Here is a 26373-nt window from a genome sequence, read left to right as displayed (position 1 = left end):
TTTGGCAATGTTACAGCTGTATAGTATTTGTAACAATTTAGAACCGCTTGGCAAGGTATAAGTTCATATTTTTATAAGAAAAACATGAATTAATATATCGAAATCAAAATTCACACGATAAATGGAAAATTCAATATGAATTCAATTTCATTATGAATATAAAATGATACACAAAACAAAAGTGAAGCAATTACTCTAAATTATTAGGATTAATTTTAATAGTAACGTAAAGTTAAGAATATAAGCCTATTCGCTCTGCGAAAATCTAGAATAATTAACCTAAAAAGAAAAAACGACAAATGAATAAAAATTCACCATCCCTAGCAACGCTTTTCCTCGTATATTAGTCCGCCAGTTTCACTGCAGTACCAAATGCCAAAATTTCCGAAGAACCATCTACGATTGAGCTTGTGGTAAATCGAATCCCTACAATTGCATCGGCACCTTTAGATTCAGCGTCTGCTACCATGCGTTGTATAGCTATATCACGCGCGTCGGTCATCATTTCCGTGTAACCGCGAATTTCACCGCCAACAATGCTTTTGATACCCGCCATGAGGTCACGACCGATGTGTTTTGATTGAACAACATTACCAGTTACAACCCCTCTTATTTCAGAGATCTGCTTGCCCGGAATGCTTTCTGTCGTTGTGTAGATCATTTTTAGTCCCTTATAAACGTAAAATATATACCCAAGCCATTTTATTACCAACAGAGCAGTGATCACTAATCAAATCGGGAAGACTGATAGACAAGATTCTGAATGGCAAAACTGAAAAATATTTGGGTATATATTTTAGCAATAAAAAAGGAGAGCTAATGCTCTCCTTCTCTTAATCCTAAACTGCTAATTAAAGAGCAGCTTTCGCTTTTTCAACTAGAACTGCAAATGCAGCTTTGTCGAATACTGCGATGTCCGCAAGGATCTTACGGTCGATCTCGATAGATGCTTTCTTAAGACCGTTGATGAAACGGCTGTAAGATAGACCATTTTGACGAGATGCCGCATTGATACGTGCAATCCATAGTTGACGGAATTGACGTTTCTTAGCGCGACGGTCACGGTAAGCGTATTGACCAGCTTTAGTAACTGCTTGGAAAGCTACGCGGTAAACACGTGAACGCGCACCGTAGTAACCTTTAGCTTGTTTTAGAACTTTCTTATGACGTGCACGAGCTTGTACACCACGTTTTACGCGAGGCATTATGCTTCTCCTAAACTAAACGATTGATAACTAAAAAGAATTAAGCGTATGGCAACATACGGATTACTGCAGCCACTTCACATTTTGGAAGGATTGCATTCGGACGTAGTTGACGCTTGTTCTTAGTAGTACGCTTAGTCAGGATGTGACGTTTTGTAGCGTGCTTGTACTTAATACCACCAGCAGTTTTCTTAAAACGCTTAGCAGCACCTTTGTTGGTTTTCATCTTAGGCATGATGAATAACTCCGCATTGAGTAGGTTTAATAAACAACGTAATTAGGGCGAACAAAACCCAGCCGTTATGCCTTTATCGAAAGGAAAGCGGCTAGGTTTTAATTACTTGATGAGCCGTTAATTACTTCTTTTTAGGGGCTAGCACCATGATCATCTGGCGACCTTCAATCTTCTTAGGGAAAGATTCAACCACAGCAAGTTCTGCAGTATCTTCCTTAAGACGATTTAGAACGTCAACACCGATGTCTTGGTGTGCCATCTCTCGGCCACGGAAGCGAATTGTTACCTTCACTTTGTTGCCTTCTTCAAGGAAACGCGTCAGGTTGCGTAGTTTTACCTGATAGTCTCCAATATCAGTTCCAGGACGGAATTTTACTTCCTTGATCTGGACCTGCTTTTGCTTCTTCTTCTGCTCTTTAGCAGTTTTGCTCTTCTCGAAGAGGAACTTACCATAGTCCATCACACGACAAACAGGTGGCTCGGCGTTAGGACTGATCTCAACGAGATCCATACCAGCTTCTTCAGCAGCTGCAATGGCTTCTTGAATCGATACAACACCAACTGATTCACCGTCAGCGCCTGTTAGTCGAACTTCACGAATACCACGAATTTCACCGTTGATACGGTGCGGGTTTTGTTTTACCGGCTGTTGGCCACGTCTTCCGCCTTTAATAGCTTATTCCTCCAGATTGAGCTTACGGCTAGAGATCTCGTCTTGGATGTATGCAATAAAATCATCCACTTTAAATTTACCAAGATCTTTACCTTTACGAGTACGTACTGCAATTTCGCCAGCTTCCATTTCTTGGTCACCAACAACAAGCATATACGGTACACGCTTCAAAGTATGTTCGCGGATTTTAAAGCCAATCTTCTCATTTCTCAAGTCCGCTTTAGCTCTAATTCCACTTTTTTGTAGTTTTTGTACTATTTCTTGAACATAACCTGACTGTTTATCAGTAATGTTCATAAGAACTGCTTGTTCTGGCGCCAACCAAGTTGGGAAGAAACCAGCATATTCTTCGATAAGGATACCGATGAAGCGCTCTAGTGAACCTAGAATCGCACGGTGAATCATTACCGGTACAAGACGTTCGTTATTTTCACCTACATAAGTAGCGCCTAGGCGACCTGGTAGGTTGAAGTCTAGCTGGACAGTACCACACTGCCAAGCGCGGTCTAGACAATCGTATAGTGTGAATTCAATCTTAGGACCGTAGAACGCACCCTCACCTTCTTGAATTTCGTATGGGATATCCATCGATTCAAGAGACTGCTTCAATGCTTCTTCAGATTGATCCCAGATTTCATCTGAACCTACACGTTTCTCTGGACGAGTAGACAGTTTCACTACGATGTTATCGAAACCAAATGTTTGGTACGTATCGTACACCATCTTGATGCAGTTTGTTACTTCTTCTTGGATTTGGCTCTCAGTACAGAAAATGTGAGCATCATCCTGAGTAAAGCCACGTACACGCATAATGCCGTGTAGTGCACCAGATGGTTCGTTACGGTGACATGAGCCGAACTCAGCCATACGTAGCGGTAGGTCGCGGTACGATTTTAGACCTTGGTTGAAGATCTGTACGTGACCTGGACAGTTCATTGGCTTAATTGCGTATTCACGGTTCTCAGAAGAAGTTGTGAACATTGCATCAGCGTATTTATCCCAGTGACCTGAGCGCTCCCAAAGAACACGGTCCATCATTAGCGGACCTTTTACTTCTTGGTAACCGTACTCATCTAGCTTAGCGCGGATGAATACTTCCAGATCACGGAAAATAGACCAACCATTGTGATGCCAGAACACCATACCCGGTGCTTCTTGCTGCATGTGGAATAGGTCTAGTTGCTTACCAATCTTACGGTGGTCACGCTTCGCCGCTTCTTCTAGGCGAGTTAGATGCGCTTTCAGTGCTTTCTTATCGTGGAAAGCCGTACCGTAGATACGTTGAAGCATTTTATTGTCGCTGTTACCACGCCAGTAAGCACCTGCCACATTCAATAGGGTGAAGTGTTGACAGAAGCTCATGTTAGGAACGTGAGGACCACGACACATGTCGATGTATTCTTCATGGTGGTAAAGACCCGGACGATCATCACGAGATACGTTTTCGTCTAGGATTTCCACTTTGTATGGTTCGCCACGTGATTCAAACGTATCACGCGCTTCCTGCCAGCTTACTTTTTTCTTAACAACTTCGTACTTGGTTTTCGCTAGCTCTTTCATACGCTTTTCAATCTTTTCAAGATCTTCTTGCGTTAGAGACTCATCTAGGTCGATATCGTAGTAGAAGCCGTTGTCGATGGTTGGACCAATCGCCATTTTAGCTTGTGGGTAAAGCTGCTTAAGAGCGTGACCAAGAAGGTGAGCACAAGAGTGACGAACGATTTCTAGACCGTCTACTTCATCTTTTACGGTGATGATTTCAAGGCTTGCGTCTTCTTCAATTAGGTCACACGCATCAACGCGGTTACCGTTTACACGACCAGCGATCGTTGCTTTTGCAAGACCAGGACCGATCGATTGCGCAACTTCCATAGTAGAAACTGGGTTGTCAAATTGACGCTGACTGCCGTCAGGAAGAGTAATAATAGGCATGCTATGTCCTTTACAGTGGTGTTGCACACCAAGCAACACATGTTATTCAAATTAGAAGCTATTTGTTGAAAATAGTTGAGAGTCAATAAAGGCCTCTCGGTAACACGAATACCGGACCGTTATCGAAAGTGGGATTGTACCTAGCTCACATTTAGATTGCAAAGCGCGATTTTGTTTTATCATAAGAACTTAACCTCAACCCTCGTGGCAACAACTCGTGGCAACAATCTGATGATTCTTCTTAAGGGCTCACATCATTTGTAAACGGAGTTATCCCCTCCCAATAGAACTTGAATACACAACTGGTATAATAGTTCCTAATACATATTAACCAACACAGGACCCAGCACACCTAGTTCCACCTCAAAGTGCAATTTAGGTATATAGTTGTTTTATTGAGTAGTTTGCATGTAGGTGTTCATCATGATCTATTTCAAATCGCGCTTTATGGTGCTTCTAAGCACTTCGATATGCTGTGTACCAGCCATGGCATCAAATGACCTATATGGGCCGCTACGTTCTTACGCACAATCTCCGATGCAAGTGGTTAGCCATACCAATATACTGCGCTCAGGGCATAGCCTTCCCTCTGATTTTGTCGAAATCTATGGCTCAGGAACCGTGGCCAGTGTTTGGGCTCATACTGATGAATACGCACTGGATTATTACCACAACCAAATCGAAATTGGCAGCAAGTGGCAAATCAATAGCAGTTGGCAATGGGAACTCAATTATCGGTGGGTTTTTGCCGCTGATAACCATTTAGATGGACTGACGAAAAGCTTCCATAACCTTTTCGGTATCGGACAGAATGGCCGAGACAAAGTAGACAGAGATCGTTTTCACATTTCAATGCCGCAATATGATGTGCTAGAAGACGACTTCGAGGGACAAACGCTTGCCAACAACTTATCTACTTATTTGCAATATCAAGTGTTTCAGAATGAACATCACGGCCTATCTATTGGTGGCAGCTTATATTTTAATGATGTTGCTCACGGGACTTTTCAAGGCAGTAATTTCGAGCAAGGCTTCCAAATAAATTACAGTTATTTGAGTGACGCCCATGCATTTTACTCGATGGTTGGCATGACTTTTCGCTCAGATGATCGCGCCTTGCTGGATCTACCCTATCGGCATAATACGATTGCCGTTGCAGCTGGGTACCGTTATGCATTGGAAGATAACCACCACCTGATGTTTGAATACCATTGGTATCAAGGCTCAACAGAAGGACCCGCAGAGTTTGCTGATGCCTCTAATGAACTGGTATTAGGCTATCGATATCTCATGGAAAACTCCGCGCTTGAGTTTTTAGCCGTTGAGAACGCACGAAACATGGATAACAGTACCGATATCGCTTTCACAATAGGATATCGGTACATATTCTCATCAAGTTGATGAGAACTATAGATTTAGCGTTGGTGCAACCGCGGCAGCGACTTGAGCATCAGTTGCATTGATCGGTAACGTAAACGAGCGATATTGGTCACCAGCCAAGCCGAGCGAACGGTCAATCTCCGCCAAACAATGCATGACCTGCCCTTCCAGAATAAAAGAAAGCTCAATTTCTTTTGATGAGATAAAGCCGTTATTTCGGAACTCTAGCTCTTGATAAATTCCAGAGCGAGAAGCAAACGAGCCACCGCGCAAAAAGCCTTTTTCAACATCGGCTTTAACCATAGTGAAACCAGCTTGCTCGATCGCTTGAATAACCCGAGATGCTACTGGTAGTGGTTTCACTTCAATATAGTCACGGTCACGCGGGTCAATCGCAAAATCAATATCTAACGTCGTTTCAACCCAAACATGGCATTGATTCTTAAGTGCGCTAACCGCAGTAATTGGCGTTTCATCATGCAGTTTTAGCTCAAACGGAACCGGCTTCTCTTCATTAGGTTGAATCACAAAGGGGTCTACCGCCTTAAGCTGATCAATAGTGAACGTTTGGTAACTTACGCTATCATCCACTTCGACTTTCATCTCTGTGTTCAATTTAATCGTAATAGCATCAATTTGTTGTTCGACGTCTCCGCCTTTGATATGAACATGCCCTTTCAGCGTCGCTCCTTGAAACACGCTCATTTCGTCTAAAATCGTATCTACTTTTGCAGAACCAATCCCCAGTGATGCTTTCAATTTTTTAAACATGTTTTTCCTTTTTAGCGACTTTTCTTCTAATAATCGTTTGTTTACACAATTGTTTTATACTCTGCAAGCAATAGACCACAAGAAAATGTTCGAATTCCATCATCAATCCAAATAATGCTCAGCAGCAAGAATCATTCAGCCCCACAATAGGATTGTTCTGTCACTAAGTGGTGCATTCGTCGAGAAATGTTTGCAATTTGTACCTAAATTAAGCAGTATTTGTATAGTCAAATAAAAGGGAATCATTATGTCTGCACCACTCTACATTCAAATCAAACAATTTATCCTCGATAAAATTGATTCTGGAGAGTGGATAGTCGGTCATCGTATCGCCACAGAGATTGAGCTTACCGAGCAATTTGGTGTCAGTAGAATGACAGTGAACAAAGCAATTCGGGACTTAGTTAATGAGGGCCGATTACAACGTCGCCCACGCTTAGGTACGTTTGTGTGTGATCCTGGTGAAAAGTCAGAATCTCCTCTGTTAGACATTCGAAACATTGCCGAAGAAGTCAGTGACCGAGGGCGACAATATAGCAGTAAAGTGCTCAAACAAGTTGCCATAAAAGCAGATGACAGCATTGCGACAAAACTCGGCGTCATGCTTGGCACAACGGTGTTTTACAGTGAAATCATTCACTATGAAGACCAAACGCCTATTCAATTAGAACTCCGCTGGGTGAACAGCCAATATGCCCCGAGTTATTTAAATCAAGACTTCACACAAATCACTCCGAATCAATACCTGTCAGATAATTGCCCACTCAACGCTATTGAACATACTGTAGAGGCAATTGTGCCTGACGGCCGTATTAAGCAAGACTTAAAAATGCAAGCCAATGAGCCTTGCCTTCTCTTGAATCGCAGAACGTGGAGCCAAGATAAGTTAGTCAGTACCGCCCTACTTTATCACCCTGGTAACAAATATAAGCTGAGCTCAAAAGTGCTCATTTAATGACAAGATCGGTCCTCTAGATCTACGTTTTGATCACATTTTAGCAACATCAATCTTGTCAGTGTTCTTATTTTGCTCTATTTATTTGTATATACATTTAATGATACAAATAAACACAGGGACACAAACATGGATTTGCTGATTGAAAACGCACGTCTGGTCACCATGCAGTCGGGAGAGCGCGGTTATCTGCCAACGTCTCCTGCTCGTATTGGCATTCAATCTGGAAAAATCGTTGCGATCAGCACCTGTGCAATTGGTGAAGACGAACCGCAAACCGAGTCTCTGCTGTCTGCCCAGCATTACGCTCAGAGTATCGACCTTCAAGGCAAGTTAGTTCTGCCAGGTTTGATCGACTGCCACACTCACCTTATTTACGCGGGCAATCGTGCCAACGAATTTGAAATGCGCTTAAACGGCGTGCCATATCAAGAAATTTCCAAACAAGGCGGTGGGATACTTTCAACGGTGCATGCGACGCGTTCAGCAACCGAAGCGCAATTAGTTGAGTTAGCGTTGCCACGTTTAGACGGGCTACTCGCAAGTGGTGTCACTTCTGTCGAAGTGAAATCAGGCTACGGATTGACACTGAATGACGAAGTAAAAATGCTCCGTGCAGCCAAAATGCTTGAACAAGAGCGCAAAGTTAAAATCACCACTACACTTCTTGCCGCTCACGCCATTCCGCCTGAGTTCCAAGGCCGTGCAGATGACTATATTGAGCACATTTGTCAGGACATAATCCCTGTTGTCGCAAAGGAAGAATTAGCCACGAGTGTCGATGTTTTTTGTGAATCGATTGGTTTCAATCTTGAACAAACAGAAAAAGTGTTTGTAGCTGCAAAACGCCACGGCTTAAAGGTTAAAGGGCATACAGAGCAACTTTCGAATCTCGGTGGTACAGCCCTCACTGCGCAATACAACGGTCTGTCAGCGGATCACATCGAGTTTTTAGATGAGCAAGGTGTTAAAGCACTTGCTCGCTCAAACACTGTCGCCACTCTACTGCCTGGCGCTTTTTATTTTCTAAGAGAAACTCAGTTACCACCGATTGAGTTGTTGAGAGAGCATAACGTGCCGATGGCAATTGCTACGGACGTCAACCCAGGTACATCACCGTTTTCTGATCTCACACTCATGCTGAATATGGCGTGCACACTATTTCGCCTTACACCGCAAGAAGCACTGCGTGGTGTAACGCAACATGCAGCCAAAGCTCTGGGTTATCAAAATTCCCGTGGCGAAATCAAAGTAGGGTTTGATGCGGACTTCTCTATCTGGGATATCGAAAGCCCTGCAGATTTAAGCTATCAAGTCGGAGCAAAACGTCTGGTAGGTCGTATAGTAAATGGTGAATACATTTCACACGGAGGCCAATAATATGTCTCAATTCGACCTACACTCTCCCCTATTTCATTGGCAAGGCCGTCATGATGCCGAGGACGGCAAGCTTGGTCAGCGAATTCATCACGTGGTTCAACGCCAGAAAGCAGATGAGTTAGGAGCAGTTGCGCATGGCGTCTCATTACTGGGTTTTGCTACCGACGCTGGCGTAGCCAGAAACAAAGGACGCATTGGTGCGAAAAAAGCGCCAGATTTAATCCGACGAGCACTCGCTAATTTAGCATGGCACCAAGACGTCCCACTATATGACTTAGGCACCGTGGTGTGCGAAGACGACTTACTGGAAGAGAGCCAATCTCTATGTGCGGCAACCATTTCAAGCGCACTGCCTCATACGCCTGTCATCGTGTTAGGTGGCGGGCATGAGATTGCGTGGGCCTCGTTTTCCGGCTTAGCGGAGTATTTTAAAGCGCACTATCCAGAGAAGAAGCCTAAAATCGGCATTATCAATTTCGATGCGCATTTCGATTTACGCGCATTCGAGAGCAGCATCGCCGACATCAAACCAAGCTCTGGCACTCCCTTCAACCAAATTCATCATTTTTGCCAACGCAATGATTGGGACTTTCATTACGCTTGCATTGGCGTAAGCCGCAGTAGCAACACTAAAGCGCTGTTTGAAAAAGCAGATGCGTTAAATGTTTGGTATGTAGAAGACAATCAGCTTTGTTACCTAAACCACAGTTATCACTTAACTCAGCTTCAACATTTTATTGACGACTGTGATTACCTCTATTTGACCATTGATCTGGATGTATTTCCTGCGGCAACAGCACCTGGGGTCAGCGCCCCTGCGGCTCGAGGAGTAAGTTACGACACAATTGCACCATTTTTAGATCGAATTCTTCATTACAAAAATAAGCTCATGCTGGCTGATATCGCCGAATACAACCCTAATTATGACGTCGATAGTCAAACTGCACGCTTAGCTGCCCGTTTGTGTTGGGATATCGCCAACGCGATGGCGGAAAAGCAACACAAACCATAACGCATCCTAGATGCCACTTATTATTACGACCAAGCAAGTACTTGGTCATCACGAGAAACTAAAGGAGTCTGAAATGACACAGCGCCAGGGACAAGATCCACGACTTGATACAAGCAGAACGATTCGTGCACCTCACGGAGATAAACTGCGCGCAAAATCTTGGCTAACCGAAGCCCCTCTTCGTATGCTGATGAACAACCTCGATCCTGATGTTGCAGAACATCCACATTCGCTGGTTGTATATGGCGGCATTGGCCGTGCGGCACGAAACTGGGAATGTTACGACAAGATTGTTGAAGTACTTGAAAGACTCGAAGATGACCAAACGCTTTTAGTTCAATCAGGCAAGCCTGTTGGTGTTTTCCCTACCCATAAAAACGCCCCACGCGTGCTTATCGCAAACTCAAACCTCGTTCCTCATTGGGCAAACTGGGAACACTTCAACGAGCTCGATAAACAAGGCTTGATGATGTACGGCCAAATGACCGCTGGCAGCTGGATATACATTGGCTCACAAGGCATCGTCCAAGGCACATACGAAACATTCGTATCTGTTGCGAAAAAGCACTTTAACGGCGAAGCAAAAGGCCGATGGATTCTAACTGGCGGTCTTGGTGGTATGGGTGGTGCTCAGCCTCTAGCTGGTACGATGGCGGGCTTCTCCATGATTGCGGTAGAGTGTGATGAATCGCGTATCGATTACCGCCTACGTACAGGCTATGTCGATAAGAAAGCGACATCTTTAGATGAAGCACTTGCTATCATCAAAGAATCGGACACACCAATATCGGTTGGTCTACTAGGTAATGCAGCAGACGTTTTCTCTGAGTTGGTAGAACGTAATATCACGCCAGATGTAGTAACAGACCAAACATCTGCACACGACCCGCTCAATGGCTACTTACCACAAGGCTGGAGCATGTCTCACGCTGCAGAAATGCGTTTGCAAGATGAAGCAATGGTTGTTAAAGCAGCCAAAAAATCCATGGCAGTGCAAGTTCAAGCTATGTTAGAGCTACAAAATCGCGGCGCCGCAACACTCGACTACGGTAACAACATCCGCCAGATGGCCTTGGAAGAAGGCATAGAAAACGCATTTGATTTCCCTGGCTTTGTTCCAGCCTACATTCGCCCTCTATTCTGCGAAGGTATCGGTCCTTTCCGTTGGGCTGCTCTCTCTGGCGATCCTGAGGACATCTATAAAACCGACCAAAAAGTAAAAGAGCTAATTCCAGATAATCCGCACTTACATAACTGGCTAGATATGGCTCGCGAGCGCATCCAGTTCCAAGGTTTACCTGCGCGTATTTGCTGGGTTGGTCTTAAAGATCGTGAGCGTCTTGGTCAAGCATTCAACGAAATGGTGAAAAATGGCGAACTTAAGGCGCCTGTTGTCATTGGTCGTGACCACTTAGACTCTGGCTCCGTAGCAAGCCCGAACCGAGAAACAGAAGGCATGATGGACGGTTCTGACGCCGTATCAGACTGGCCACTATTAAACGCACTACTCAATACGGCGGGCGGCGCAACTTGGGTTTCACTGCACCACGGTGGTGGCGTAGGTATGGGCTTCTCGCAACACTCAGGTATGGTTATCTGCTGTGACGGCAGTGAAGATGCCTCAAAACGTATTGCCCGCGTGCTGCATAACGACCCAGCAACAGGCGTGATGCGTCATGCTGATGCGGGATACGATATTGCTAAACAATGTGCAGCAGATCAAGGGCTAGATTTGCCAATGCTCAACGAAGAACTGAAGAAGCTCAAGTAAGGATGAAAGAGATGTTAAATTTAACGCTAAAGCCAGGTCATATTAGCTTAAACGAACTACGCCAAGTGAGCCGTTCACCAGTCAACCTTACTTTGGATCCTGAAGCCATTCCGGCCATTGAAGAAAGCACACAGGTCGTAGACCGAGTCATCGCGGAAGATCGAACGGTTTACGGAATTAACACTGGTTTTGGACTATTGGCTAACACACGAATAGCACCAGAAGATTTAGAAACACTGCAACGCAGTATCGTTCTTTCTCATGCGGCAGGTATCGGTGAGTTTATGTCAGATGAAACGGTTCGTCTGATGATGGTATTAAAAATCAATAGTCTGTCTCGTGGTTTTTCTGGTATTCGCCTAAAAGTCATTAATATGCTGACCGACCTAGTTAACGCACAAGTTTACCCTTGCGTACCTAAAAAGGGCTCTGTCGGCGCATCAGGTGACTTAGCTCCTCTGGCCCATATGAGCACAGTATTACTAGGTGAAGGACAAGCTCGTCACAACGGTAATATCATTTCTGGGCAAGAAGCATTAAAAATCGCAGGTCTAGAACCCATAACTCTGGCACCGAAAGAAGGCTTAGCGCTGCTAAATGGTACCCAGGCATCAACAGCGTTCGCATTAGAAGGTCTGTTTATCGCGGAAGATCTTTTCGCTTCGGCTACAGTATGTGGCGCAATGTCTGTCGAAGCCGCTCTCGGCAGCCGACGTCCATTCGATCCGCGTATTCATCGTGTACGTGGTCATCGCAGCCAAATGGACGCTGCACTGGCCTATCGTCATCTATTGGATACATCAAGTGACATTGGTGATTCGCATACTAACTGTGAAAAAGTGCAAGACCCGTATTCTTTGCGCTGTCAACCTCAAGTAATGGGGGCGTGTTTGCAGCAAATCCGCAACGCTGCAGAAGTATTGCAAGTAGAAGCAAACTCCGTATCAGATAACCCGTTGGTGTTTGCTGAAGATGACGACATCATCTCTGGCGGTAACTTCCACGCTGAGCCTGTTGCAATGGCAGCTGACAACCTAGCACTGGCGATTGCTGAGATCGGCAGCCTGTCTGAACGTCGTATGGCATTGCTTATCGATAGCGCATTATCAAAACTACCACCGTTCTTAGTTGATAATGGTGGTGTGAACTCTGGTTTCATGATTGCACAGGTCACCTCTGCTGCGCTAGCAAGCGAAAACAAAACGCTCGCTCACCCAGCGTCAGTAGACAGCTTGCCAACATCAGCAAACCAAGAAGATCACGTTTCAATGGCAACCTTCGCGGCTCGCAGATTGAAAGAAATGGGAGAAAACACTCGCGGCATTCTGGCGGTCGAATACCTCTCAGCAGCACAAGGCCTAGACTTTAGAGCACCAAACAAGTCTTCTGAGCGTATCGAGATTGCCAAACAAATGTTGCGTGAAAAAGTATCGTTCTACGATAAAGATCGTTACTTTGCGCCGGACATTGAACAGGCGAATACTCTGCTTAAGCTGGCTATCCACAACACGCTTATGCCAGAGAGTCTGTTACCAAGTGTTCAGTAATCCAGCACTTAATCTAAAAACCGGATGATAATTTGAAGGCTCCACGTTTCGCGTGGAGCTTTTTTATCTCCTCATTAAACGTATTCCTAGCGATCTTTATGAACACTGCATATTGTTATTGCTATACTTTTAAAAATAGCCGACGTAATAAAGTCGCTGTTTATTGCTTTCACAAATAAAAGCGTTGCTAAAGTATGCGTTTTTAACGATTTATCCGCCGAAATAGTGTCTTATTGTTAGGATACGGTGAAGTTTTCACTGGATGGACCATTGCTACGCAGATATTCGCATATAATCCCATACAGTTTTGGTTACTACGTAAAAATTATGTTTCTAACACCTTATTTTTCAAACACTAATCACCAGTTTCAGTTCACTCGCGAACAAGCAAGCCACTTTGCAAAACGTGTCGCAGGTGACTACAACCCAATCCACGATGAAGACAACAAACGCTTTTGTGTCCCTGGGGACTTACTTTTCGCAGTGCTTCTTAGTAAAGAAGGCGTCAGCCAAAAGATGCGTTTTAACTTCTCTGGCATGGTAAACGATGGTGTAGCACTTCATATTGAAAATAAGTGTGAAAAAGAAAGCGCCGTTGTTGACGAGGCCGGCAAAGAATACTTACACATGTCCCGTGAAGGTGAGACTAACCACGATCCCGCATTTATTGAGCATGTCGTAACAAATTACGTGCAATTCTCTGGCATGAACTTCCCTCACATCATGGTTCCTCTTATGGAAGAGAAGCAAATGATGATCAACTGCCAACGTCCATTAGTTATTTATGAAAGCATGGAAGTTGAATTTTCACGCTTAGACCTTACGCATCCTGAAGTGGATTTCACTGGCGCAACGTTCGACGTGGAAGGCAAACGTGGGGTAGTCACCTTAAACTTTGCGTTCAAAGAAGACGGTGAAGTCGTTGGCAAAGGCATCAAACGCATGGTTGCAAGCGGCTTGAAGCCATATGACCAAGAAGCGGTTGACGATCTTGTACGCCGTTTCAATGAACGTAAGGATGCATTCCTAGCAAAGTTCGTTAAGGCAGCCTAATCGACTGCCCTATCAGAAGCGCTCAAAAAACGTGTTTACTAAAAGAAAGCCCAACGTCGATCATTGGGCTTTCTTTTTATGTCTCATCCAAATAAAACTAAACGCAATGCTTAGATCCAGCGGCGGACGTGGTTTTTATAATCCACATACTCTTCACCAAACAATCGCTCTAGAACACGTTCCTCTGGCTTGATTTGAAATCGATTCATATAACTGACAAATACGACGCCACAAAGCACCACACTCAAATGCTGCCACCACAAACCAATTGCAATGATTAGAAGCAGTAGCGCCATATACATCGGGTTGCGCGAAAAAGCAAATACACCAGTTCTCACCACGGAAGAGGCCGTGTCAGGCTTTACAGGGTTAACCGTCGTTTTTACTTTATGGAATTCATACACACCAGCAATGCCCATATAACCAGAGAGCAAAGTTAACCCGCCAACCACAACCTCGACAAAGGGCACGCTAATATTCAGGCTCGGCACCAGAACTGTCAGTCCATACATGAGTAGTATGACCAACAAAAACACCGCAACAGGTGGGACTTTGAGTTCAAGTTTTCTCAAGATTCATATCCTTTGAAATTGTTGTTTGTGACTTCTAAAAAAGCCCAGTAAAACTGGGCTTAATTTGATGTGATTATATCAAAGTTAACAGCGCCTGAACGGGATGTTTGGGCTTTGTTCCTTCAAAGCGTTTCACTTGGCTGCGGCAAGAGTAGCCAGTAATCAAACATCTCTCGTTATCTAACTTATCTAAGCTTGGCTTCCAGCTTAAATTGTAAATGTCTTTCGACATCGACAACTTATCGACCTCGTGACCAAACGTACCCGCCATACCACAACAACCAACCGGTACCGTATTTAAAACCGCACCAAAGTGAGCAAAAATAGTGCCCCACTCTTTTTCCGCATTCGGCATTTTGGTTTTTTCAGTACAGTGCGCAAACAGATACCAAGGTTCCTGCGCCTTATGCTCTCCGCTTTCAAACTCTTCTAGTCTTGGGTAAAGCCATTCGTGGGCCGTTAGTACATCGAAATCACCTCGCTTACTGCCAAGTACTTCAGCGTATTCATCTCGATAACACAGCACCAATGCAGGGTCGACACCAACTAATGGAATATCCAGATCCGCTACCATCGCCAAAAACTTCGCTGTATCGGCTGCTGTATCCTTAAACTGACGTAGAAAGCCTTTAATGTGTTGTGCTTTACCGTTCGGCTTAAATGGCAGAAGCACCGGATGCATGCCCAGCTTTTTCAATAATTTAACGAAGTCTTCTACAACATCGGCGTCGTAGTAGCTAGTGAATGGGTCTTGAACAATTAAAACATGCTTGCTCTTTTCAGACGAAGACAAACCGCTGAGCGCTTGCAGGTCATAAGGCGTTGTCAGCGACTCTACTCGTTGTTTCAACGTAGGTACTGATAACAACGGCGCATCGACATACCCAACTGTTGAAGCCGTTAAGCTCTTGACCCACGACTGCTTCAAAACACCGTTTACGACACCTGGCGCTTTCGCCATCATCGGCAGCATAGTCTCTATGTTCGCAACCAGATAATCTTTTGCTGGACGTTGGTAACGAGAGTGATAAATGTTTAAAAAGCGTGAGCGGAAGCTCGGAACGTCGACTTTGATCGGACACTGGCTCGCACACGCTTTACACGCTAAACAACCATTCATCGCTTCATACACTTCGTGGGAGAAATCGTATTCGTGACGACGATTGATAGAATGACGTACGCGGTCAATCATGGTTTTGATTGATGTTTTGTTTTCTAGTGTTTGCTTTTCTAAGTCAAGGATATCAATGCCTTGTTCAGTGAGCTGACGCAACCACTCGCGAACCAAACCCGCACGACCTTTCGGTGAATGACGACGATCGGCTGTTACTTTCATCGATGGACACATTGGCGAGCTGGTATCGTAGTTAAAACACAAACCGTTACCGTTACACTCCATCGCTTGCTTAAAGCTGTCACGTACTTGAACGTCAATCTGACGATCGAAGTAACCACGTTTGGTATCGGTAACTTTTACTAACTCTGCATCACTATCAAGCGGCGTACAGATTTTGCCCGGGTTCATTTTGTTGTGTGGATCGAATGCCGCCTTCACACGTCTCAGCTCAGTAAACAACTCATCACCGAAAAACTCAGGGCCATATTCTGAACGGAAACCTTTGCCGTGTTCACCCCACATCAAACCGCCGTATTTCGCCACCAGCTTAACCACTTCATCAGAAACTTCGTGCATCAATGCTTCTTGGTGCGGGTCACACAAATCCAACGCAGGACGTACGTGAAGCACCCCGGCATCGACGTGACCAAACATGCCGTAATTCAGAGACTTGCTGTCTAACAGTTCTCGAAACTCTACAATGAAGTCCGCCAGGTTTTCTGGTGGCACACAGGTATCTTCAGCGAATGCGACCGGTTTAGCGCGGCCTTTTGCTGCGCCTAACAAACCCACCGCTTTTTTACGCATGTTGTAAATACGCCCGATACTCGCTACATCGTTACAGACTTGGTAACCGATGATGCCCGCTTCTTCTGTTTCCAGCATGGTATCGAGCTTGGCGGTCAGCGCTGCAACCTGCGCAGCAACTTCTTTTTCGTCCTGACCTGCATATTCCACCATATTGATGCCAAGCATCTCTTTATTTGGAACATCGGTAAGCAAATCACTCACGGTGTGCCAGACGATATCTTGCTTCGCGAGATTAAGCACTTTCGAGTCAACGGTTTCTACAGATAGCGCTTTCGCTTCGACCATCAACGGTGCATTACGGAGCGCAGAGTCAAAGCTGTTGTATTTAACGTTAACCAAAGTACGTGCTTTCGGAATTGGCGTCAGATTTAGCTTCGCTTCGGTAATAAATGCCAATGAACCTTCCGCGCCACACAGCACTCGTGTGATGTCGAAACGGTCATCGTCTTCATTCAAGGCATTTTTTAAATCGTACCCCGTTAAAAAGCGGTTGAGCGGAGGAAATTTATCCACGATCTGCTGGCGTTTTTCACGACATACGGATTCCGTTACTCGTAGCGCCTTGGCAGCAAACTCGCCCTCTTTTGGGTAACCATGAGACAAGTCCGACTCTAAAATTGAACCATCAGCAAACACCGCTTGTAGCGACAAAACATGATCGGATGTTTTTCCGTATTTCAGAGAACCTTGACCAGAAGCATCGGTGTTGACCATTCCGCCAATCGTTGCACGGTTACTGGTAGATAAGTCTGGAGAGAAGAAGTAACCGTAAGGGCGAACCGCATCATTTAACTGGTCTTTCACTACACCAGTTTGTACACGAACCCAGCCTTCTTTCTCATTAATCTCAAGCACTTTGTTCATGTGGCGAGACATATCCACCACAATACCTTTGGTTAGCGACTGACCATTGGTCCCTGTGCCGCCACCACGAGGTGAAAAGGTAATTCGTTCGTACTTTTCTTTATTGCTCAGTTTCCCAAGGAGAGAAACATCTTCTGTCGTTTTAGGATGGACGACAGACTGAGGAAGTTGCTGGTAAACACTGTTGTCAGTGGCAACCGCTAGTCGGCTTGAATATTGGCTTTCGATATCACCAGTGAATCCGGCGTGCTCAAGCTCTTTCAGAAAACTAAGAACAAGAGGATCGACATCAGTTTGCGAGTGTAATCTTGGTAACATTTGCTTCCTGCCCCTACGACGCTGAATCCGATCAGCTGCGGGTTATGTAATTATTTGCTCACTTCTCATACAAGTTGGCGTTCAGCGAAACAAAACACCACAAAAGAGTTAGTGAAGTAATATTCTTTGAATTTCGTCACTTTACAACATTTAAAAAGACGAGCAAATCAGAATCTCGATACAATAATTAAACTTATGCTTTATTTTTTCACGCTTGATGCCTTACATTGGGGAACGAATCGCGTTTATAGATGAGTTTTCAGAATGAAAAAAAATAAAATTGTGACCACTGAAGATATCCTTCTCAAACTTTGCCAGTCTGTTTCTGGCGTCCTTACCTCGGCGACATCTTCTCAAGTAAATTACTCTGCAATGGTGCAAAAAATCCACAAGACTAGCCTCAAGCCAGATTTTGGCTGTTTTGTTCTGTTTGATGGCGGGTTTACCGGGCTGGTCGTAATTAATTTTACGGCAAAAGCCGCATTAGAGATCTACACCAACTACATGCGTAATATGGGTATGCCAGAAGAAGAACTGGCAATATCTCATACTTCTGACGAGGTGGGAGATGTTCTGGGTGAGCTAATGAACCAACTGGTTGGAGATTTCACCAATAAAATTCGTAAAGAGCTGCAAACGAACATCACACAAAACCAGCCAAAAATGATGGCGCTGAATAAGCAAGTCATCTTACAAGTGGATACCAATCTTGACCGCCCTCAAGCTCGCCGAGTGACGTTCTCCACCGAAAATAACAACATTTTCTATCTGGAGTTAGCGATGGACAAAACTGAGTTCATCCAACTAGAAGAGTTTGAAATCGCAGAAGACGAAAATCCAGACGATATTTTAGAAGCAACACGTAAAAATATGGCTGAGAAAGAATCTAAATCGTCGAGTTCAAACGATGACGCCGATGATTTACTCAACCAGCTCGGATTGTAATTCCAACTAATCTTAATGAAGAATGGCTTCTTAGACACAAGTACGACTTCATACTGATTATGACGAACTAAAACGCCTAGCCTCGCCTTCCGCGGGGCTTCTTTTTATGTCCATAAACCACCTTCACTCCCACCTTGTATTTCGTTTTTATGTCAAAAAAGGTAATATGTCTGACTTCATAAATTTTCTGCTTTCGTTACTGGTTGTCGATGGATAAACAAAAAGCTCTGAAAAAAATCGCCAAGTGCTTAGAACTGGGCAATTCCGCTAATGTTAATGAGGCTGCCAATGCTATCAAAATGGCACATCGCCTCATGCTCAAATATGGTCTGGATAAGGACGATATTGAGTTTATCAGAATGGGGAAAACACAGTCTTCCCACCTACTACCAGCGAATATCAGTTCTACCATATTGCGAGTGATTCGCGGCATTAACACTAAATTCGGTGTTGAAGCGGTGTTGTTGAATCACAAAGGGCTCAAACGTGTCGAGTTTATCGGTGAAGCAGATCGCGCGATTTTTGCTGCATTTGCTTTCGATATTATTTATCGCGAGATGAACGAAAGTACCGGACAATTCCGAAATAGCTTCGCAGGTACGGGCACCTCTTCTCAAGAGGTGACTCGACGCGTGAACTCATTTGTATCTGGCTGGGTAGAGGGAGCGATAGAGAAACTTCCAGTCATTTCCCCAGACGAAGAGTCGGCCAACAAAATCAATGATTATATTGATAAAGAATTCCAAAACATTGACCGCGAAACCTTCAAGAAGCAACTGAAAGAAGCGATGAAAAACCTAACCGAAGACTACGAAGTGGGCTTGAAGAAAGGTAGACGAGTCTCCGTTAACCGTGGTGTTGGCGGCGAGCAAGCGCGTAAAATGTTGGGCAATCCATCGAAATAACCAGAGCAGCAATTGATTGACGTAGGTTCCAATATTCCAATGTTATTGGGACCTACTTTTTGAAGTTGTGATAGTAACGATAAGAATTTTCTTACAGAAACTCTTATCAATCTTACTTTCTCATAACAAATATCAATGCTTACTTATTCATAATTCGCATCCCATTATGAGGCATGGTTTCGCCTCAGTTTTATACGGAGATTTTCCCTTGAAAAAGATGCCTATTGCACTAGCTCTAGTGCTAGCTCTTACTGGCTGTCAAGCCACTCAACGCCAAAATGCAACAACGGGTGAATACGAAACTAACTCAACCACGCAAGGCGCGCTTATTGGTGCTATCGCTGGTGCAGCAATCGGTCTAGCAACGGGCGATGACGCTAAAGAACGCCGTCAGCATGCGCTCATTGGTGCGGCAGCTGGCGGGGCGACTGGCGCTGGCGTTGGTTACTACTTTGACCAACAAGAAGCAGAATTGCGTCGCGCTTTACTAAACTCTGGTGTACAAGTTCAGCGCGTTGGTGAGAACCAGCTTTTACTGCGTATGGAAAATGGTATCGGCTTCTCATCAAGCTCTTACCAGCTTGATGCTAGCATTCATAATACTCTACGCGGTGTTGCTCGCATCTTGGTTGAATACCCAGATACCAGCCTTGTTATCGACGGTTACACTGATAGCACGGGCAGTGAGTCATACAACCAAACGTTGTCTGAGCGTCGTGCAGAGTCCGTACGTCAATTCCTAGTATCTCAAAACGTTGCACCTGGTCGTGCAATTGCACGTGGCTACGGCGAACGTAACCCAATTTGCTCAAACCAAACTTCTGAAGGTCGTGCGTGCAACCGTCGTGTTGAAATCCAGATCTTGCCACTGAAGTAATTTGGTTGCACCATAGCGGTAATAATAAAAAATTACCGGAGCAGGCCTAACCATAATCGTTAGGCCTGACATATCAATGTCTGTCAAAACGTCTGCCCTACTCTGCTTATTTAGCCTCAGCTTTTCTGGTTACTCGCTTGCCTCTCAAGCTCCAAATGACCCCATAGAACAATACGAGTACGCACAACAATTATTGGCATCAAACAAAGCTGAAGCCTCACCAGAAACGCGCTACTGGCTAGAGCAATCCGCCAACCAAGGTTACCTCCCTGCGCAAAAACAGCTCGCGAACGACTTTGCTAAAGGGATAAATGGCGAAAGAAATGAAACACAAGCGTTATATTGGCTAACCTCTATCGCACTCAATGACCCAACCGATCGTGGCTTTCTTCTCGCTAACTTTATTCAGCGCAATCAAGATAAGGTCACAGCTTCTCAATTGACTGAAGCTTTGTATCAAATGGCTTCTCAGCATAATCCAGCAGCAGAACAGGCTTATAATCAACTGTTAGAGCAGCGCTTCAATCAACTGCGAGCTAAACAAGTCTCGCAAATAAAGTCGCTCGATAAAAAGGCGGAGCAAACACAAGAAGAGAAAAGCACAACAATTGCAAAACCCAACGTAGAATACTCGCAGTTTCTATGGCTGCTTTGGCTAGCGGCGATACTCATCATCAGCGGCTTAAGTTTTCTCGTAATCAAGAAACTTAAGCAGAATAGAAAAGCGCTTGAAGCCAAAGAGGAAAGCCAAAATCAACGAATGGCGGCAAAAGTTAAAGAGCTAGAGTTTACGAACAAGCAACTGAAACGTCAGCTAGAGAAAGTATTCAAAGAATTTAAGAAATCCAAAACCCAGGCAGAGAACCATAAGCTAAGCGTCGCATGCGCCATGTTTGGCTACACACCACAACACATCCCTGATTTACAAGCAATAAAGCTACGCTATAGACAGCTATCAAAGCTTTATCATCCGGACACAAGAGGCAGTGAAGAAGAAATGAAGCGACTCAATCATGCCTTTAAGCTTGTCTCACAAAATGTTACAAAACAGTAAAAACAGGTCGAGACACTTTGGCTAGCATGCTTTTAGACCCATATAATCAAGCGCCGCAATCGATCTCCCTCTCAAACAAATTAACAGACATTTAACTTAAGTCTCGCTTTTATGCCATAATGCCCGGCGCAAAATAACACCTAACGACTCAAATTAATCTAGGTGGGGAGAAAATCAATGTTCACTGAAGAAGGCACCTGTGATTGGTGTAAAAAACCTAGTCTTGTAACTCGTCACGATTATTTAGATGGCAAGCACCATTACTCATGTAAAGCTTGTTACGACATGGCGAAAATCGACGTGCGCCTATTTAACCAAGGCGAATTGCAAATGCGCGAACGCTTGCAACGAGCGAGCTAAGCAAGACGGAATCAACGGAACTGATTTTCAAAGGCGCCTTATAAGGCGCTTTTTTGATCGGCCAAGCCCTATTTCCAATCTCTATCTCGTATTCCCTCCTATCCTACATAGCACGTCGCATCGGTTATCAGCCCCTCTCCTACTGTATACAAACCACTGCCCGTGAAAAAACACCTGTATATACAGTAGTGAACCCCTGTATGTATCTCGTCCAATTTTCTACTCATCTCACATTTTTAAATTGATGTTAGACATATCAGGAATGAAAAATAACCAAATAAATTCAACCACTTAAAATGAAATCATTTTATTTCCCTCTCAAAAAACCGCAAATAACTTTTGAGAAACGGGTTGATCAGGTCGCCAAAACAAACTACTGTATACTCATACAGCATGTATAAAGGAACAGTAAGATGCAGTTACAAAGTCAATCTCATACATACTCTCGTTACAACGTATTGGCACAAGCAACTCAGCCCATGGCCGTTTCGGATCAGCTTCTATCTAAGCTGGCTGTTTTATCGCAGCAGAAACAATGGATTTTGTTTACAGCAGACTGCCCTCGCCCAGACTTTGAACAACTCACTGCTTCTAATATTTGCTGTAAAAACGTGATTCAAATGAAGCCTTCTCAACAGCTTTCAGAAGTCGAGATCGTGATCAAAGCCATCCGATCAGGTAATGCCAGTGCTGTTGTCGCATCCAATAAAATTGCACTTATGAATCAATCTATGTTGCGCGACATGGCGCAGCGCTATCAGTGTGAAGTCTTTTTCGTCGAAGGCAGAGTTAATAAGTACCACTAATAAGTTCGACGTTATCCATCCTGCATCTCGCCTCCTTTTTAAGGGGGCATTTTTTGTATTAAAGAAAACAAGCAAACGTTTGCTTTTTCTCTGGCGAGTTAAAATAGTTCTGGTATGATGCCCACATTCGATTTATTCAGCGCCCAAACTTTGCTGAATATCTTCTCTTTCTGACGTTTGATTAAGATGATAGGAATGTCGCAATGAGCCTTGCTAATCAAGTACTTGCCGTCAATGACGACCTGCCAATTCGCACCCATAAACCCGTTCATAGCGGAAAAGTTCGTTCAGTTTACTGGTTAACTGAAGAAGACAGCGCCCGACTGATCAAAGAAAAAGGATACGATGTCGCTCCAGATGCGCCTTTGGCTATCATGGTGATTAGCGACCGAATCTCTGCATTCGATTGTATTTGGCATGCTGAAGGTGGTCTTAATGGTGTCCCGGGTAAAGGGGCTGCGCTTAATGCGATTTCTAATCACTGGTTCAAACTGTTCAAAGAAAATGGCTTAGCAGATAGCCATATTCTAGACATTCCTCACCCTTTTGTTTGGATTGTACAAAAAGCCAAACCGGTAAAAATAGAAGCCATCTGCCGCAAATACATCACGGGTTCGATGTGGCGCGCTTACGCAAATGGCGAGCGCGAGTTTTGTGGAATCCAACTTCCTGAAGGGTTAGAAAAAGACAAAGCACTGCCAGAGTTGCTCATGACCCCATCCACAAAAGGCATTCTAAAAGGCATTCCCGGTGTGCCAGAAGCGGACGACGTGAATATTACTCGTCAAAACATCGTAGACAACTACGAAGCATTTAACTTCTCAAGTGCCGACGATATCGCACTCTACGAAAAACTGCTGAAAGAAGGCTTTAATGTTATCAGCCAAGCGTTAGAAGAAATCGACCAAATCTTTGTCGATACCAAATTCGAATTTGGTTATGTTCATGATGCTGCTGGCAATGAAAAGCTGATTTACATGGATGAAGTGGGTACACCAGATTCGTCTCGTATATGGGATGCTAAAGAGTACCAAGCAGGTCACATCGTAGAGAACTCAAAAGAAGGTTTCCGCCAGTTCCTACTTAACCACTTCCCTGACCCAGATATCTTGCTAAACAAAGAACGTATGCCAGAGCGCGAAGCACTCGCTCGTGATAATGCTTTACCCGTCGAATCTTTGATGGCGATTTCGAGCACCTACATTGGTATTGCCGAGAAGATTACAGGAAAGCCGATTCATTTGAGTGAGAATCCGAAAGCGGAAATCATCGAAGTACTGAGCAAAGAATACGGATTGATTGACTAGAACTGTCGCTAGATTAGCTAAACGCTTTCCAATAAAAAGTCCGCAATAGCCTGCGGACTTTTTTCGTATTAGGCTCAGTTTAGCCGATATTTAACGTAGTACCATCAGTTGTGGAGGCTGACTTGGTCGTCACCTGATATGTTTTGTCTTTAATCGTTGATACGAAATACCAGGTCGACTCTGCTTTGTCGGGCGTAAAAGTAACGCGCATAAAGCCACGCTGCTTGATATCTGCCCACTGTAATTCTGACACTAAGTGCGGCAACGTGTATTCCATTTGAGCGATCGCAACAGGATCTAACGCTAGGTAGGCCTCTAGCCCAGGGGAACTCACCGAGCTAGTTGCAAACTCTATCCCGATAGGATGCTTAGATACGTCTTTAAGCTCACTTGCCCATGCGTTGTGCGTATCTCCTGCCAAGCAGACAAATTTACCACTGTTGGCTTTGGCCAGTTGATAAACTTTCTCTCGCTCAACGTAGTAACCATCCCATGCATCTAGGTTATACGGGAGAGAAATGGTATCTGAACTTGGGTCAGAGAGGTAACCCGTAATCGCAGAGTTTACTGCTAATAACGCCTCTGTTTTTTGTTCTTCAGTGGCAGTAAACAATTGAAACATCGCGGTCATAACCGAACTTGGCAACTCCATACGAGACATTAACACTTGTTGCCCTAGCACATTCCAAGTTGCGTCGTGCGTACTGAACGCATCCATCAGCCAAGCGAGTTGGTCTGCGCCTAACAGCTCTCGGTCTTCGCTGCGCGACTGAGCAACTAAACCGCCAATCGCTTCCATCGTTGGAGAGCTGAGCGAGAAGTAATCCAACGGTTTATCACGCCCCACAAGTCGCGTGTCGAGCATCATCAAATTGACTAAACTTCCAAACGAAAACTGACGGTAAATCAGCATGTTTGAGAAAGTGTTTTCACGAACGGGCAACCATTCTGTCCACGCGGCAGCCGCAGCTGCACGACGATCATTAAAGCTGCCTTCCTCTTCTTGATGGTTTTCCGCACCATTTTTCCAACTATCATTTGCAAGCTCATGGTCATCCCAGACTGCAATCATTGGTAGGCTCGCATGTAACGCTTGCAGATCAGCATCTTGGCGATATTGCGCATACCGTTTTCGGTAATCATCTAAGGTAATGCATTCAGTGCCTTTGCTTGGCTCTCGCCCTAGTGCCTCAGCATCTTCACTAGCGTAGCCACCAGCCCCATACTCATAAATGTAATCACCGAGATGAAGTACCACATCAAACGGTTCTTGCTCATGTTGATTTAAGATCTCTCGATACACATGGAAATAACCAGCAGGATAGTTTGCGCAAGAAACAACGGCCATGGATGCCTTTTCTACACCACCCTCTGGTAATGTTTGAGTTTGCCCGACTTCGCTAGTGACATCTCCAACCATGAATCGATAGTAATAGTGAGAATTTGCGTTGAGGTTTTGAACATCAACTTTTACCGTGAAATCTCGGCTCGTGTCTGTGGCAAAAGTGCCACTTTGCACGATATCAGTAAAATTTTCGTTAGATGAAACTTGCCAGCTTACATCTGCGTAGCTTGCTGAGGTCGTAACACGAGTCCAAATGATTACTTGTGTTTGAGTAGGATCTCCACTCGCCACCCCGTGCTCAAAGGTAACCGCAACAGATTCACTAGCATCGCTACCACAGCCCACCAGCCCGGTAACAATCGCCGTTGAAGAGGCAGCTTTCATAAAGTCTCGACGAGACAAAGACATATTGACTTCCTTTCTTATTGTGTTTGTTTTTATGCCCAAATGACGTGGTGACTCAATCATCCTTTTGTGCCAATAAGGGACGTTAATTCGAACTTACAGTACCAACCACTTAGTCGGTAATTTGTCCTAAAAACACAAAGTTAGAAGCTAGTTATGACAATTGCATTTCCAAACGTTACATTTTTGTTAATTTAAGTGCAAATACTCTATATTCATCACACTTCCAAGACCTGTGACAAAAACCTCAAAATAAAAAAGCGACCTACTTTGAGGTCGCTTTTCATTGCACTATTGTTAAGTGGTACATTGATGAAGTGGAAATGCTCAGCCTAAAACTTGATGTTAAGGACATCTTGTTCTGACGTGTCCACCTTCAACTGACTGCGAGATTCTATGTACTCGATTTGCTGAACATCGAGCGAATATGGCATAACGACTCGCAATTCATTGATCCCTTCATGTTTAGCTAACTGGGTTAAGCGGACCAAATTGGATTCATCACTTTTACGAGAAGACATCGATTTTAATGCGGCATCCCACAACCGATCTTCAGGCTTGCTCAATTCCGCAATGTTCTGTTTCCACATCAAACCGAAAATAGGCGCGATGGTGGCAAATGCCTCTAAAAAGGTCCATTTTTTACTACCTGTCGCCCCTAAAAAGCTAGTGTAGTCGAACTCAATGCACGTCTTTCCTTGTTGATCCATTCTATGCCCCCGACACTCGAAAATGAGATATACCAAATATCGTTCAACTGTTTTGATATAGCAA

24 protein-coding genes are annotated in these 26373 nt (G+C 44.4%); 14 read left to right on the top strand and 10 right to left on the bottom strand.

Translation table 11 applies throughout. The features are described from left to right. Positions 1-343 precede the first annotated feature (343 nt). The 5 genes from J8Z23_RS06290 to thrS all read right to left on the bottom strand — a co-directional run bounded on the left by J8Z23_RS06290 (position 344) and on the right by thrS (position 4045). Positions 344-661 (bottom strand): heavy metal-binding domain-containing protein, encoded by a 318-nt coding sequence (locus J8Z23_RS06290; protein ID WP_005377919.1) that lies wholly within the window; start codon positions 659-661, stop codon positions 344-346. Positions 662-851: 190 nt separating this feature from the next. After that, positions 852-1205, bottom strand: coding sequence for a 50S ribosomal protein L20 (gene rplT / locus J8Z23_RS06285; RefSeq protein WP_004727974.1), 354 nt, complete (start codon positions 1203-1205; stop codon positions 852-854). Between the two features lie 40 nt (positions 1206-1245). After that, entirely contained in the window at positions 1246-1440 is a 195-nt protein-coding gene (gene rpmI / locus J8Z23_RS06280) for a 50S ribosomal protein L35 (RefSeq protein ID WP_005377932.1), read from the bottom strand. Positions 1441-1561: 121 nt separating this feature from the next. Next, positions 1562-2041 carry a translation initiation factor IF-3 gene (gene infC / locus J8Z23_RS06275; protein ID WP_425275426.1) on the bottom strand — a complete coding sequence of 160 codons (480 nt, stop codon included), beginning with the start codon at positions 2039-2041 and terminating at the stop codon, positions 1562-1564. Positions 2042-2116: 75 nt separating this feature from the next. Beyond that, positions 2117-4045 (bottom strand): threonine--tRNA ligase, encoded by a 1929-nt coding sequence (gene thrS, locus J8Z23_RS06270; RefSeq protein WP_005395892.1) that lies wholly within the window; start codon positions 4043-4045, stop codon positions 2117-2119. Positions 4046-4468: 423 nt separating this feature from the next. Here thrS and J8Z23_RS06265 point away from each other — a divergent pair, with 423 nt between their 5' ends. After that, positions 4469-5446 carry a DUF3187 family protein gene (locus tag J8Z23_RS06265; protein WP_301659904.1) on the top strand — a complete coding sequence of 326 codons (978 nt, stop codon included), beginning with the start codon at positions 4469-4471 and terminating at the stop codon, positions 5444-5446. 6 nt (positions 5447-5452) lie between these two features. Here J8Z23_RS06265 and J8Z23_RS06260 read toward each other — a convergent pair whose 3' ends face one another. Continuing rightward, positions 5453-6196, bottom strand: coding sequence for a sporulation protein (locus J8Z23_RS06260; protein WP_301659903.1), 744 nt, complete (start codon positions 6194-6196; stop codon positions 5453-5455). Between the two features lie 247 nt (positions 6197-6443). Here J8Z23_RS06260 and hutC point away from each other — a divergent pair, with 247 nt between their 5' ends. From hutC to J8Z23_RS06230, 6 genes are all read left to right on the top strand, one after another. Next, positions 6444-7151 (top strand): histidine utilization repressor, encoded by a 708-nt coding sequence (hutC, locus tag J8Z23_RS06255; RefSeq protein WP_182036743.1) that lies wholly within the window; start codon positions 6444-6446, stop codon positions 7149-7151. Between the two features lie 129 nt (positions 7152-7280). Beyond that, positions 7281-8531: an imidazolonepropionase gene (gene hutI, locus J8Z23_RS06250; protein ID WP_114322440.1), complete on the top strand. Its 1251-nt coding sequence runs from the start codon at positions 7281-7283 to the stop codon at positions 8529-8531. A gap of 1 nt (position 8532) precedes the next feature. Then, positions 8533-9543 carry a formimidoylglutamase gene (gene hutG / locus J8Z23_RS06245; protein ID WP_085343159.1) on the top strand — a complete coding sequence of 337 codons (1011 nt, stop codon included), beginning with the start codon at positions 8533-8535 and terminating at the stop codon, positions 9541-9543. 73 nt (positions 9544-9616) lie between these two features. Continuing rightward, a complete protein-coding gene (hutU, locus tag J8Z23_RS06240) occupies positions 9617-11314 on the top strand; it encodes a urocanate hydratase (RefSeq protein WP_301659902.1) in 1698 nt (565 codons plus the stop codon). An 11-nt stretch (positions 11315-11325) separates the two neighbouring features. After that, the gene (gene hutH, locus J8Z23_RS06235; RefSeq protein WP_012841910.1) at positions 11326-12861 is read left to right on the top strand and encodes a histidine ammonia-lyase; all 1536 of its coding nucleotides are present in this window, start codon (positions 11326-11328) and stop codon (positions 12859-12861) included. Positions 12862-13188: 327 nt separating this feature from the next. Then, positions 13189-13914: a DUF3581 domain-containing protein gene (locus J8Z23_RS06230; RefSeq protein WP_005395883.1), complete on the top strand. Its 726-nt coding sequence runs from the start codon at positions 13189-13191 to the stop codon at positions 13912-13914. A 110-nt stretch (positions 13915-14024) separates the two neighbouring features. Here the strand turns inward: J8Z23_RS06230 and J8Z23_RS06225 are convergent, their stop codons facing one another. Beyond that, a complete protein-coding gene (locus J8Z23_RS06225) occupies positions 14025-14486 on the bottom strand; it encodes a methyltransferase family protein (RefSeq protein WP_005395882.1) in 462 nt (153 codons plus the stop codon). Positions 14487-14559: 73 nt separating this feature from the next. Further along, entirely contained in the window at positions 14560-17595 is a 3036-nt protein-coding gene (ydiJ, locus tag J8Z23_RS06220) for a D-2-hydroxyglutarate dehydrogenase YdiJ (RefSeq protein ID WP_301659901.1), read from the bottom strand. Between the two features lie 264 nt (positions 17596-17859). Between ydiJ and J8Z23_RS06215 the strand changes: the two genes are divergently transcribed. The 7 genes from J8Z23_RS06215 to J8Z23_RS06185 all read left to right on the top strand — a co-directional run bounded on the left by J8Z23_RS06215 (position 17860) and on the right by J8Z23_RS06185 (position 23849). Next, positions 17860-18540 carry a DUF3334 family protein gene (locus tag J8Z23_RS06215; protein ID WP_006742601.1) on the top strand — a complete coding sequence of 227 codons (681 nt, stop codon included), beginning with the start codon at positions 17860-17862 and terminating at the stop codon, positions 18538-18540. A 209-nt stretch (positions 18541-18749) separates the two neighbouring features. Further along, entirely contained in the window at positions 18750-19445 is a 696-nt protein-coding gene (locus tag J8Z23_RS06210; protein WP_005395879.1) for a DUF2786 domain-containing protein, read from the top strand. Between the two features lie 217 nt (positions 19446-19662). After that, entirely contained in the window at positions 19663-20322 is a 660-nt protein-coding gene (locus tag J8Z23_RS06205; RefSeq protein WP_005377956.1) for an OmpA family protein, read from the top strand. A 76-nt stretch (positions 20323-20398) separates the two neighbouring features. Then, the gene (locus tag J8Z23_RS06200; protein ID WP_301659900.1) at positions 20399-21376 is read left to right on the top strand and encodes a J domain-containing protein; all 978 of its coding nucleotides are present in this window, start codon (positions 20399-20401) and stop codon (positions 21374-21376) included. Positions 21377-21553: 177 nt separating this feature from the next. Continuing rightward, positions 21554-21736 (top strand): hypothetical protein, encoded by a 183-nt coding sequence (locus J8Z23_RS06195; RefSeq protein WP_005377960.1) that lies wholly within the window; start codon positions 21554-21556, stop codon positions 21734-21736. A gap of 413 nt (positions 21737-22149) precedes the next feature. Next, a complete protein-coding gene (locus tag J8Z23_RS06190) occupies positions 22150-22542 on the top strand; it encodes a SulA-like leucine-rich domain-containing protein (protein WP_012841914.1) in 393 nt (130 codons plus the stop codon). Between the two features lie 203 nt (positions 22543-22745). Beyond that, positions 22746-23849, top strand: coding sequence for a phosphoribosylaminoimidazolesuccinocarboxamide synthase (locus tag J8Z23_RS06185; RefSeq protein WP_006742604.1), 1104 nt, complete (start codon positions 22746-22748; stop codon positions 23847-23849). Between the two features lie 79 nt (positions 23850-23928). Here the strand turns inward: J8Z23_RS06185 and J8Z23_RS06180 are convergent, their stop codons facing one another. Together J8Z23_RS06180 and J8Z23_RS06175 are read right to left on the bottom strand one after the other, a co-directional pair. After that, positions 23929-25602, bottom strand: a complete 1674-nt coding sequence (locus J8Z23_RS06180; protein WP_301570592.1) for an alkaline phosphatase D family protein — start codon at positions 25600-25602, stop codon at positions 23929-23931. Positions 25603-25931: 329 nt separating this feature from the next. Next, entirely contained in the window at positions 25932-26309 is a 378-nt protein-coding gene (locus J8Z23_RS06175) for a hypothetical protein (protein WP_005377965.1), read from the bottom strand. Between the last annotated feature and the right edge of the window lie 64 nt (positions 26310-26373).

Source organism: Vibrio sp. SCSIO 43086 (assembly GCF_051132235.1).
GTDB lineage: Bacteria > Pseudomonadota > Gammaproteobacteria > Enterobacterales > Vibrionaceae > Vibrio > Vibrio diabolicus.
Note: the sequence above shows the minus strand (reverse complement) of the source record. Positions and strands in the feature narration are given on the sequence as shown.

What these genes read in the sequence shown, in the direction of transcription:
- J8Z23_RS06290 (WP_005377919.1), bottom strand. Translation starts at nt 661, where the DNA reads ATGATCTACACAACGACAGAAAGCATTCCGGGCAAGCAGATCTCTGAA.
- J8Z23_RS06190 (WP_012841914.1), top strand. Translation starts at nt 22,150, where the DNA reads ATGCAGTTACAAAGTCAATCTCATACATACTCTCGTTACAACGTATTG.
- J8Z23_RS06205 (WP_005377956.1), top strand. Translation starts at nt 19,663, where the DNA reads ATGCCTATTGCACTAGCTCTAGTGCTAGCTCTTACTGGCTGTCAAGCC.
- rpmI (WP_005377932.1), bottom strand. Translation starts at nt 1,440, where the DNA reads ATGCCTAAGATGAAAACCAACAAAGGTGCTGCTAAGCGTTTTAAGAAA.
- J8Z23_RS06200 (WP_301659900.1), top strand. Translation starts at nt 20,399, where the DNA reads ATGTCTGTCAAAACGTCTGCCCTACTCTGCTTATTTAGCCTCAGCTTT.
- hutI (WP_114322440.1), top strand. Translation starts at nt 7,281, where the DNA reads ATGGATTTGCTGATTGAAAACGCACGTCTGGTCACCATGCAGTCGGGA.
- J8Z23_RS06175 (WP_005377965.1), bottom strand. Translation starts at nt 26,309, where the DNA reads ATGGATCAACAAGGAAAGACGTGCATTGAGTTCGACTACACTAGCTTT.
- hutU (WP_301659902.1), top strand. Translation starts at nt 9,617, where the DNA reads ATGACACAGCGCCAGGGACAAGATCCACGACTTGATACAAGCAGAACG.
- J8Z23_RS06260 (WP_301659903.1), bottom strand. Translation starts at nt 6,196, where the DNA reads ATGTTTAAAAAATTGAAAGCATCACTGGGGATTGGTTCTGCAAAAGTA.
- J8Z23_RS06210 (WP_005395879.1), top strand. Translation starts at nt 18,750, where the DNA reads ATGGATAAACAAAAAGCTCTGAAAAAAATCGCCAAGTGCTTAGAACTG.
- J8Z23_RS06215 (WP_006742601.1), top strand. Translation starts at nt 17,860, where the DNA reads ATGAAAAAAAATAAAATTGTGACCACTGAAGATATCCTTCTCAAACTT.
- J8Z23_RS06195 (WP_005377960.1), top strand. Translation starts at nt 21,554, where the DNA reads ATGTTCACTGAAGAAGGCACCTGTGATTGGTGTAAAAAACCTAGTCTT.
- J8Z23_RS06230 (WP_005395883.1), top strand. Translation starts at nt 13,189, where the DNA reads ATGTTTCTAACACCTTATTTTTCAAACACTAATCACCAGTTTCAGTTC.
- rplT (WP_004727974.1), bottom strand. Translation starts at nt 1,205, where the DNA reads ATGCCTCGCGTAAAACGTGGTGTACAAGCTCGTGCACGTCATAAGAAA.
- hutC (WP_182036743.1), top strand. Translation starts at nt 6,444, where the DNA reads ATGTCTGCACCACTCTACATTCAAATCAAACAATTTATCCTCGATAAA.
- thrS (WP_005395892.1), bottom strand. Translation starts at nt 4,045, where the DNA reads ATGCCTATTATTACTCTTCCTGACGGCAGTCAGCGTCAATTTGACAAC.
- ydiJ (WP_301659901.1), bottom strand. Translation starts at nt 17,595, where the DNA reads ATGTTACCAAGATTACACTCGCAAACTGATGTCGATCCTCTTGTTCTT.
- hutH (WP_012841910.1), top strand. Translation starts at nt 11,326, where the DNA reads ATGTTAAATTTAACGCTAAAGCCAGGTCATATTAGCTTAAACGAACTA.
- J8Z23_RS06185 (WP_006742604.1), top strand. Translation starts at nt 22,746, where the DNA reads ATGAGCCTTGCTAATCAAGTACTTGCCGTCAATGACGACCTGCCAATT.
- hutG (WP_085343159.1), top strand. Translation starts at nt 8,533, where the DNA reads ATGTCTCAATTCGACCTACACTCTCCCCTATTTCATTGGCAAGGCCGT.
- J8Z23_RS06265 (WP_301659904.1), top strand. Translation starts at nt 4,469, where the DNA reads ATGATCTATTTCAAATCGCGCTTTATGGTGCTTCTAAGCACTTCGATA.
- J8Z23_RS06180 (WP_301570592.1), bottom strand. Translation starts at nt 25,602, where the DNA reads ATGTCTTTGTCTCGTCGAGACTTTATGAAAGCTGCCTCTTCAACGGCG.